Source organism: Microtetraspora sp. AC03309, assembly GCF_020826795.1.
Classification (GTDB): Bacteria; Actinomycetota; Actinomycetes; order Streptosporangiales; family Streptosporangiaceae; genus Microtetraspora; species Microtetraspora glauca.
The window spans coordinates 1-9,985 of record NZ_JADDIL010000139.1 but is presented as its reverse complement, the minus strand read 5'-3'; the positions used below and the strand labels follow the sequence as shown (position 1 = coordinate 9,985).

Genomic DNA, 9,985 nt, shown 5'->3' with positions numbered 1-9,985 from the left:
GCCGAGGCCACCCGGGTCGCCGCCCCCGCCGTACGGGAACGGGTCTTCGGCACGCCACCCGAGCAGGAGGGCGGCCTCACGCTCGCTCAGGCGATCAACCGCACGCTCGCCGACGAGATGGCGCTGGACCCCGGCGTCCTGCTGTTCGGCGAGGACGTCGCCAGGAAGGGCGGCGTGTACGGCGTCAGCCGCGGCCTGCTGCGGAAGTTCGGCGCCGAGCGGGTCTTCGACACGCTGCTGGACGAGCAGTCCATCCTCGGGCTGGCCCTCGGCTCCGGCGTCTCGGGGCTGCTGCCGGTCCCCGAGATCCAGTACCTCGCCTACCTCCACAACGCGCTGGACCAGATCCGCGGCGAGGCGTCGTCGCTGCAGTTCTTCTCCCGGGGGGCGTTCCGCAACCCGATGGTCGTCCGCGTCCCCGGGCTCGCCTACCAGAAGGGTTTCGGCGGCCACTTCCACAACGACAACTCGGTCGCCGCGCTGCGCGACATCCCCGGCCTGATCGTGGCCGTGCCCGCGCGGCCGGACGACGCCGCGTCCATGCTGCGCACCTGCCTCGCCGCGGCGCGGGCCGACGGCCGGGTCTGCGTCTTCCTCGAACCCATCGCGCTGTACCACACGCGTGACCTGTTCGACGAGGACGACGGAGGCTGGCTCTCGCCGTACGTCCCGCCGGCCCGCTGGGCGGAGACGCACATCCCGATCGGCCGGGCCCGCTCGTACGGCGACGGCCGCGACCTGACCATCGTCACCTTCGGCAACGGGGTGCGGATGAGCCTGCGTGCGGCGGTCAAGCTCACCGCCGAGGAGATGAGCTGCCGGGTGCTCGACCTGCGCTGGTTGTCCCCACTCCCGGTCGAGGACCTGCTGCGCGCCGCCGAGCTGACCGGCAAGGTGCTGATCGCCGACGAGACCCGGCGCAGCGGCGGCGTCTCCGAGAGCGTCATCACCGCGCTGATCGACAACGGGTTCTCCGGGCAGATCGCGCGGGTCACCTCTCAGGACAGCTTCATCCCGCTGGGCGCCGCCGCGGACACGGTGCTGATGTCCGAGTGGGACATCGAGCAGGCCGCGCGCAAGCTCCTCGCCTGACGGGTCCGCCGCGGGATCAGGCCAGCACAGCCAGGGAGGCGACTGCCATCCCGTGCAGGAGCGGCGCCATGGCCTGCGGAGGAAGCTCGCCCGCGCTGCGCGGGGTGGAGTTGAGCAGCCCGAAGACGGCGTGGGTGGCGGCGCGCAGCCGGGCCGGCGGGCAGTCGGGATAGAGCTCGCTCAGCACGGTGACCCACTCCTCGACGTACAGGCGCTGGAGGCGGCGGATCCGGCGGCGGGCCGACTCGGGCACGTTGTCCAGCTCCCGCTCGTGCACCCGGATCAGCGCCGGGTTGGCCAGCGCGAAGTCGATGTGCCCGTGGAGCAGCGCGTCCAGTGCCGCCCGCGCGTACGCGTCGCCGCTGGGGGACTCCGGCACGGCGGGGGCGGTGACCAGGCGGGCGCCCTGCTCGCGCAGCCGCTCGCTGATGTCGAGCAGGATCTCGCTGAGCAGGGCTTCCTTGCCGCTGAAGTGGCGATAGATCGCGGGGCCGGAGACGCCGACGGCGGATCCGATGTCCTCGATCGACACCCCGTGGAACCCGCGCGCCGCGAACAGTTCGGCCGCCGCCCGGAGTATCTCGGCGCGCCTGTTGCGGGTAGGGGTACGGGGAGTCGTCACGAGAGGCAATGGTAGACGAGTCGGTTAATGGTGACTAACATCCGAGGTGATGTTAGTCAGCATTAACTCGCCGGAGGTGGTCGGCATGGAGCCGAACCCGTGGCCGGCGCTGCGGAGCGCCTGTGATCCGGGCGGAGAGCCGTACAAGCGCAACGCGGAGGCGGGCGAGCGCCTGGCCGCCGAGCTGCGCGAGCGGCTGGCCGTCGCGGCGCGGGGCGGCCCGCCGCGCGCAAGGGAGCGGCACGTCGCCCGGGGCAAGCTGCTGCCCAGGGACCGGGTGGACGCGCTGCTCGACCCCGGGGGCAGATTCCTGGAGCTGTCGCCGCTCGCGGCGGACGGGCTCTACGACGGGCAGGCGCCCGCCGCCGGCATCATCACCGGCATCGGGCGGGTGTCCGGCCGCGAGGTGGTCGTCGTCGCCAACGACGCCACGGTGAAGGGCGGCACGTACTATCCCGTCACCGTCAAGAAGCACCTGCGGGCCCAGGAGATCGCCCTCGACAACCACCTGCCCTGCGTGTATCTCGTCGACTCGGGCGGCGCCTTCCTGCCCAAGCAGGACGAGGTGTTCCCCGACCGCGAGCACTTCGGGCGGATCTTCTACAACCAGGCCACCATGTCCGCGCGGGGGATCGCGCAGATCGCGGCCGTCCTCGGCTCCTGCACGGCGGGCGGCGCGTACGTCCCGGCGATGAGCGACGAGGCCGTGATCGTCAGGAACCAGGGCACGATCTTCCTGGGCGGGCCGCCCCTGGTGAAGGCGGCCACCGGCGAGACCGTCACCGCCGAGGAGCTCGGCGGCGGCGAGGTCCACGCGAGGACCAGCGGTGTGACCGACCACCTCGCCGAGGACGACGCCCACGCGCTGCGCATCGTCCGGGACATCGTGGCGACGCTGCCGCCCCGTACGGCCCGCGCCTGGGAGACCGGGCCGGCCGAGCCGCCCGCCTACGACCCGGGCGAGCTGTACGGCATCGTCCCGCAGGACACCCGCACGCCGTACGACGTGCGGGAGGTCGTCGCGCGGATCGTCGACGGCAGCCGGTTCCTGGAGTTCAAGGCGGAGTACGGCCCCACCCTGGTCACGGGGTTCGCGCGCATCCACGGGCACCCGGTGGGGATCGTCGCGAACAACGGCATCCTCTTCGCCGAGTCGGCGCTGAAGGGCGCGCACTTCATCGAGCTGTGCGACCGCCGGTCGATCCCGCTCGTGTTCCTGCAGAACATCAGCGGCTTCATGGTCGGCAGGGCGTACGAGGCGGGCGGCATCGCCAAGCACGGGGCGAAGATGGTCACCGCCGTCGCCTGCGCGCGGGTGCCGAAGTTCACCGTGATCATCGGCGGGTCGTTCGGCGCGGGAAACTACGCCATGGCGGGGCGGGCGTACTCGCCGCGCTTCCTGTGGATGTGGCCGAACGCCCGCATCTCGGTCATGGGGGGCGAGCAGGCGGCGAACGTGCTCTCGACCGTGGGCGACGCCGACCAGGACGCGATCCGCGCGCAGTACGAGCGCCAGGGGAACCCCTATTACTCGACCGCCCGGCTCTGGGACGACGGAGTGATCGACCCGGTGGACACCCGCACGGTACTCGGCCTGGCCCTGTCCGCCGCGGCCGGCGCCCCGCTCGACCCGGTCGGGTACGGCGTCTTCCGGATGTGACCGGCGTGATCGTGAGGAGCGTACGTGATCGTGAAGAGGAGGTGGCGGGGTGTTCGGGTCCGTGCTGATCGCCAATCGCGGTGAGATCGCGGTAAGGATCGTCCGCACGCTGCGGGCGATGGGCATCCGTTCCGTCGCGGTGCACAGCGACGCGGACCGGGCCGCCCGGCACGTGCGCGAGGCCGATCTGGCCGTCCGGCTGCCGGGCGGCTACCTCGACGTCGACGGGGTGATCGCCGCCGCGCTCCAGACAGGGGCCGAGGCCGTCCACCCGGGGTACGGCTTCCTCGCGGAGAGCGCCGCGTTCGCCCGGCGGTGCGCGGAGGCGGGGCTGGTGTTCGTCGGGCCGCCGCCCGCCGCGATCGAGGCGATGGGCGACAAGATCCGGGCCAAGGCGACCGTCGCCGCGGCGGGCGTGCCCGTGGTCCCCGGAGGGGCGGAGCCCGCCGACGACCTGGCCGAGGCGGCCCGCGCGATCGGCTTCCCCGCGCTGATCAAGCCTTCGGCCGGTGGTGGCGGCAAGGGCATGGTGGTGGTGCGGTCCGAGGCCGAGCTGCCCGAGGCGATCGCCTCGGCCCGCCGTACGGCGCTCGCCGCGTTCGGGGACGGCACGCTGCTGATCGAGAGGTTCGTCCCGAACCCCCGGCACATCGAGATCCAGGTCATGGCCGACGCGCACGGCAACGTCGTGCACCTGGGCGAGCGCGAGTGCAGCCTCCAGCGACGGCACCAGAAGATCATCGAGGAGGCCCCCTCGCCGCTGCTCGACTCGGCCACCCGGGCGCGGATGGGCGCCGCGGCCGTCGAGGCCGCGCGGGCGGTCGGCTACGTCGGCGCGGGCACGGTCGAGTTCATCGTCCAGGGCACGGAGTGGGGAGAGGCCGAGTCCCTTGACGAGGGGCCGCCGTACCACTTCATGGAGATGAACACGCGACTCCAGGTCGAACATCCGGTGACCGAGATGGTGACCGGCCTCGACCTCGTCGAACTGCAGATCCGCGTCGCCGCGGGCGAGCCGCTGCCGTTCGGCCAGGACGACGTACGGCTGAACGGCCACGCCGTCGAGGCCCGCGTGTACGCGGAGGACCCGGCGCGCGGCTTCCTGCCGTCGGGCGGGCGGGTCCTCGCGCTGCGCGAACCCCGGGACGGCCGTGCCGTGCGGGTGGACTCCGGCCTGGTCGAGGGCATGATCGTGGGCGGCGACTACGACCCGATGTTGTCGAAGGTCGTCGCCTGGGCGCCCGACCGGTCCGGCGCGCTGCGCACCCTCGATCACGCGCTGGCCTCGACCGCGATCCTCGGGGTGACGACCAACATCGGCTTCCTCCGGACACTGGTCGCGCGGCCCGAGGTCGTCGCCGGCCGCCTGGACACGGGCCTGGTCGAGCGCCTCCTCCACGACGATCGGCCGGAGGGCGGCCTGGCCGCCGAGCCCCTGCCGCCGGACGCCCTGGTGGCCGCCGCGCTGATCTTCCACTCGGGCCACGGGCCCGGCCCCGGAACGGGGGATCCGGCGAGCGCCGATCCGTGGGACGTCGCGGACGGCTGGCGGATCGGCGAGCGGGCGTGGACCGGTTACCGGCTGGACTCCCGGGGTGCGGTCGTCGACGTACGGGTGCGAGGGCTGGCCGGTGACGCCGAGGCGGATGTTAATGGCCATTCACTTCGGGCCGCGCTGGCGCGTCCGGCGGAGGGCGAGATCGCGATCACCATCGGCGGCATGACCCGCCGGTTCGCCACGGCCTGGGACGGCGGCGTTCTCTGGCTGGGGCGCGACGGCCTGGCCTGGCCGGTCGTCCGGCACGAGCTGGGCGACCCGGGGGACCGCGCGGGCGGCGGAGGCGACGCCGACGGCGTGGTCCGCAGCCCGATGCCCGGGACCGTGCTCGTGGTCAAGGCGGCCGCGGGCGACCGGGTGCGCGCGGGCCAGCCCCTCGTCGTGGTGGAGGCGATGAAGATGGAGCACTCGGTGGTGGCGCCCCTGGACGGCGTCGTCACCGAGCTGACGGTGCGGATCGGCCAGGCCGTCGAGCTCGACGGCGTCCTGGCCCGGGTGGAACCCGATGGGAGCACGTCATGACAGTGCGATCGGCGCGACCGGCGCGACCGGCGCGACCGGCGCGACCCGTGCGACCGGTGGAAGGCGAAGGGGCGGGATACGGCGCGTACGCCCTGGACGGCCTGCCCGCGAGGGTCACGGTCCACGAGGTGGGCCCGAGGGACGGGCTGCAGAACGAGGCGGCGATCGTCCCGGTCGAGGTCAAGGCGGAGTTCGTCGCCCGGCTCGCCCGCGCGGGCCTGACGAGGATCGAGACGACCAGCTTCGTCCATCCGAAGTGGGTGCCCCAGCTCGCCGACGCGGCCGAACTGCTCGACCTCGTTGAGCCGATGCCCGGAGTCCGCTACCCCGTGCTCGTGCCCAACGAGCGGGGGCTGGACCGGGCCCTGGAACGCGGCGTCACCGAGATAGCGATCTTCGGCAGCGCGACCGAGACGTTCGCCAGGAGGAACCTCAACCAGGGGGTGGAGTCGCAGTTCGACATGTTCGCCCCCGTGGTCGGACGGGCGCTCGACCACGGCCTCCGGGTCAGGGCGTACCTCTCGATGTGCTTCGGCGATCCCTGGGAGGGCGCGGTGCCGGTCCCACAGGTCGTACGCGCGGGCATGCGGCTCCTCGACCTCGGCTGCTTCGAGCTGTCGCTGGGCGACACGATCGGGGTCGGCACCCCCGGCCACGTCGCCGCGCTGCTCGACGCCCTCGCGGCGGCGGGGGCGGGGCCGGAGCGGCTCGCCGTCCACTTCCACGACACGTACGGCCAGGCGCTGGCGAACACCCTCACGGCGCTCACCAAGGGAGTGACCGTCGTGGACGCCTCGGCGGGCGGCCTGGGCGGCTGCCCGTACGCCGAGAGTGCCACCGGGAACCTCGCCACCGAGGACCTGGTCTGGATGCTGGACGGCCTCGGAGTGGAGACGGGTGTGGACCTCCCGTCCCTGGTGGAGACCAGCGTGTGGCTCGCGGGGAGGCTCGGCCGTCCGAGCGCGTCCCGCGTCGTCCAGGCGCTGGGGTCCGGTAGCAGCGGTGACGGCGATCAGCCGGAGCGAGGAGGAGCGCGAGATGCTCAAGGATGAGTACGCGCAGTTGCGCGAGTCGGTCGGGCAGTTCGCCCGCGAGGTGGTAGCCCCGGTGATCGGCGACTACTACGAGCGGTGCGAGTTCCCGTACGACATCGTCGCCAAGATGGGCGCGATGGGGTTGTTCGGGTTGCCGATCCCGGAGGAGTACGGCGGCATGGGCGGCGACTATTTCGCCCTGTGCCTCGCGCTGGAGGAGCTGGCGCGGGTCGACTCCTCGGTGGCGATCACACTGGAGGCCGCGGTGTCGCTGGGCGCGATGCCCATCCTGCGGTTCGGCACGGACGAGCAGAAGGCCCGGTGGTTGCCGCGGCTGGCCTCCGGGGAGATGCTCGGCGCGTTCGGCCTCACCGAGCCGGGCGGCGGTTCCGACGTGCCGGGCGGGATGCGCACGACGGCGACGCTTGACGGCGGCGAATGGGTGATCAACGGGTCCAAGGCGTTCATCACGAACGCGGGGACCGACATCACCGGTGTCGTCGGCGTCGCGGCGATCACCGGCCGCCGTGAGCGTGACGGCGCGGTGGTGCCCGAGATCAGCACGATCCTCGTGCCGTCGGGGACCCCGGGGTTCACCGTGTCGAAGAAGTACTCCAAGGTCGGCTGGTCGGCCAGCGACACCCGCGAGCTGTCGTTCAGCGACTGCCGGGTCCCCGAGGAGAACCTCCTGGGAGAGCGCGGAAGGGGGTACGCCCAGTTCCTCCAGACGCTCGACGAGGGCCGGGTGGCCATCGCCGCGCTGTCGGTCGGGCTCGCCCAGGGATGCGTGGACGAGTCCCTGCGCTACGCCGGCGAGCGGGTCGCGTTCGGCCGGGCCATCAACCGGTACCAGGCGATCCAGTTCAAGATCGCCGACATGGAGGCGCGTACGCACACCGCGCGGCTCGCCTACTACCACGCGGCCGAGAGGATGCTGGCGGGGCGGCCGTTCAAGAAGGAGGCGGCGATCGCGAAGCTGGTCTCCTCGAACGCGGCCATGGACAACGCGCGCGACGCCACCCAGATCTTCGGCGGGTACGGCTTCATGAACGAGTATCCCGTGGGCCGTTTCTACCGCGACGCCAAGATCCTGGAGATCGGCGAGGGCACCAGCGAGGTCCAGCGCATGCTGATCGCACGCGAGCTGGGAATGGGGGCATAAGTGCGATAGGACCCTTTCACTGGTTGTCACCTCGGGTACTTAATAAATTCTTAGAAAACCCTCCGGGGTGACGGGTTTGGCCTGGTGGTACTGGTTGGGTGGAGACCCGACCGATGAAAGGCAGCACCTTGGACAAGAACGTCACCCGCCGTCACGCCCTCAGCACCGCCGCCCTCGCGGGAGTGGGCGCCGCCGTCGCGGCGTGCTCGTCCGGCACCGGCACGACCACGGGCACGGCCGCCGACCCGGCCGCCAACGGCAAGCCCGCGACGGGCGGGGAGGCCGCGGGCGCGGGAGAGGCGAACAAGGCGCCGGCGGGCACGCTGGCCAAGAAGGCCGACATCCCGGTCGGCGGCGGTGTGATCGTGAACGCGGAGAAGGTGGTGGTCGTCCAGCCGGAGGCGGGCACCTTCAAGGCCTACAGCGCCATCTGCACGCACGAGGGGTGCCCGGTGAAGCGGGTCAGGGACGGCGTCATCGTGTGTCCCTGCCACAACTCGTCCTTCTCCATCGCCGACGGCTCCCCCAAGAGCGGTCCGGCGAAGAAGGCCCTCGCCGAGGTGGCCATCTCCTCCGAGGGTGACACGATCACCCTGGCCTGAGGCTCCCGGATTGACCATGCAATGGACGTATTCGCCCCGGTAAATCTAGAGTCCTACCCATGACGTCTGGTGATCTCCGGCTCCGGAGGGCGGACAAGAGCGACGCGGAGGAGATCTTCGCGCTCGCGCGCGAGTTCGCGCTGTCGTTCCGCCCGGAACGCGCCGCTTTCGACGCGGCGCTGCCGCAGCTGCTCCAGAACGAGGACGCGCTGCTCCTGGTCGCCACCGTGGACGGAACGGTCCGCGGCTACCTCCTCGGCTACACGCACCTCACGCTCTTCGCCAACGGGCGGGTCGCCTGGGTCGAGGAGGCGATCATCGAAAGGAACTTCCGCCGCCACGGCATCGGGCGCAGGCTCCTGGAGGAGTTCGAGGCGTGGGCCCGCTCGCGCGAGGCCGGATACATGGCGCTCGCCACCCGCCGGGCGGCGGGATTCTTCAGCGCGCTCGGCTTCGACGTCTCGGCCACGTACTACCGGAAGATGCTCACGCCGCCCCGTACGTGACGTGCGGGCGAGAGCCGCCCGCCACCTATGTCCGGTCCCGCTCCCCCCGCGGACGCTCGCGGGGGGAGCGGAACGTCACGACGTGAGCTGGGCGTCCAGCCGGTAGCCGTCCACGGTGACATAGACCGAGTCGCCCGGCCGCGCGTTCAGCCGCATCAGCACGGGCTGGAGCGAGTCGAAGACCGGCTGCTGGTCGCGCCAGACCAGCACGACCGCGTTGTCCCCGGGGCCGGTGACCGACAGCAGCGTGCCCGGGCGCATGCCGAGCTGGGCGGCGTACCCCTCGGGAACCGCGACGGGCTCGCCGCGCAGGTGCCCGCTGGTGACGTCGATGCGCTGCCAGCGGCGGGGGTCGGAGGACGGGCTGGTCGGCGTGGTGCGCGGGCTGGGGACCAGGTGCGGGCGCGGCGGGGCGGTGCCGGTGAGCGCGTTGAGCGCGGCCAGGGCGGTCGCCGGGTCGGGTCCGTTGCCCGCCTGCGAGGGAACGGGGACCCCGCCCCGCTGGTGGTGCCCGTTCGCGCCGGGCGTGCGGCGGGGGAGCGGTTTGGGCTCGCCGGGCGGCGCGCCGCCGGCCGGCCGCTGCTCCGGACGCGGCTGCTCCTTGGGCAGCGCGTCGAGCCAGGCCTTGGCCGAGTGCGGGCGGATGCCGAGCTGGCCGAGCAGCTCGACGACGTCCGTGTCCGCGGGTTTGGTCGCGAGGAGCTGGCGGGTCTTGTCCCGCAGGCCGCCGAGGTCGCCGACGACGAGCCAGCCGTCCTGGAGCCGGCGGTCGGGCATCAGCGTGACCAGCACCCGCCAGAGGGGCGTGCCGAGCGAGGGGACGTCGATGGGGTGGGAGGAGTCGGCGGCGATCAGCTGCTCCTGCGTCGCGGCGGTGCCCAGCCACTCCGTGAGGCCGAACAGGTGACCGGTCAGCGCGGCGGAGTCGGGGGAGCGCAGCCACATGAGCACCCGCTCCTCCACGGCCCGCTGGGCCTGGGAGAGGATCTCGCGGTCGACGTTGAGGCGGTGGGCGAGCGCGCGGAGGCTGACCGGCTCGGCCGCGAACAGCCGCTCGGCGGCGACGGCCTTGGCGAGCGGGTCCCAGTCCCTGAAGAGGTGCTCCACGAGACCGACCATGGGGTAGTCGCTCGGAACGGGCGCGGGCGGAGCCGGAGGCGGAGGCGCCGCAGGAGGCGCCGCGGGAGGCACGGGCGGCCGGGCCGGAGCGCCGGGGGCGGGCTGACC

General features: G+C 72.6%; 8 protein-coding genes and 1 pseudogene. 7 read left to right on the top strand and 2 right to left on the bottom strand.

The window, feature by feature from the left end; translation table 11 throughout:
• Window positions 1-1,092, top strand: a 1,092-nt coding sequence (locus IMZ11_RS41080; protein ID WP_305075945.1) for an alpha-ketoacid dehydrogenase subunit beta, incomplete at its 5' end; no start/stop codon positions are given.
• A 16-nt stretch (window positions 1,093-1,108) separates the two neighbouring features.
• Here IMZ11_RS41080 and IMZ11_RS41075 read toward each other — a convergent pair.
• The gene (locus IMZ11_RS41075; RefSeq protein WP_228648743.1) at window positions 1,109-1,714 is read right to left on the bottom strand and encodes a TetR/AcrR family transcriptional regulator; all 606 of its coding nucleotides are present in this window, start codon (window positions 1,712-1,714) and stop codon (window positions 1,109-1,111) included.
• Between the two features lie 85 nt (window positions 1,715-1,799).
• On the opposite strand from IMZ11_RS41075, the gene IMZ11_RS41070 reads away from it, so the two are divergent.
• The 6 genes from IMZ11_RS41070 (at window position 1,800) to IMZ11_RS41045 (ending at window position 8,758) form a co-directional block, all read left to right on the top strand.
• Window positions 1,800-3,374, top strand: coding sequence for a carboxyl transferase domain-containing protein (locus IMZ11_RS41070; protein ID WP_228648747.1), 1,575 nt, complete (start codon window positions 1,800-1,802; stop codon window positions 3,372-3,374).
• 49 nt (window positions 3,375-3,423) lie between these two features.
• Window positions 3,424-5,454 (top strand): biotin carboxylase N-terminal domain-containing protein, encoded by a 2,031-nt coding sequence (locus IMZ11_RS41065; RefSeq protein ID WP_228648741.1) that lies wholly within the window; start codon window positions 3,424-3,426, stop codon window positions 5,452-5,454.
• A gap of 56 nt (window positions 5,455-5,510) precedes the next feature.
• Entirely contained in the window at window positions 5,511-6,506 is a 996-nt protein-coding gene (locus IMZ11_RS41060) for a hydroxymethylglutaryl-CoA lyase (protein ID WP_228648739.1), read from the top strand.
• Window positions 6,493-7,650 carry an acyl-CoA dehydrogenase family protein gene (locus IMZ11_RS41055; RefSeq protein ID WP_228648745.1) on the top strand — a complete coding sequence of 386 codons (1,158 nt, stop codon included), beginning with the start codon at window positions 6,493-6,495 and terminating at the stop codon, window positions 7,648-7,650. Before IMZ11_RS41060 ends, IMZ11_RS41055 begins: the two co-directional genes overlap by 14 nt.
• Before the next feature lie 113 nt (window positions 7,651-7,763).
• The gene (locus tag IMZ11_RS41050; RefSeq protein WP_228648736.1) at window positions 7,764-8,252 is read left to right on the top strand and encodes a Rieske (2Fe-2S) protein; all 489 of its coding nucleotides are present in this window, start codon (window positions 7,764-7,766) and stop codon (window positions 8,250-8,252) included.
• A gap of 59 nt (window positions 8,253-8,311) precedes the next feature.
• Complete coding sequence (locus tag IMZ11_RS41045) at window positions 8,312-8,758, top strand: GNAT family N-acetyltransferase (protein WP_228648734.1); 447 nt, start codon at window positions 8,312-8,314, stop codon at window positions 8,756-8,758.
• A 75-nt stretch (window positions 8,759-8,833) separates the two neighbouring features.
• Here the strand turns inward: IMZ11_RS41045 and IMZ11_RS41040 are convergent.
• Window positions 8,834-9,985 (bottom strand): annotated as a pseudogene (locus IMZ11_RS41040) (hypothetical protein); the annotation flags it as partial.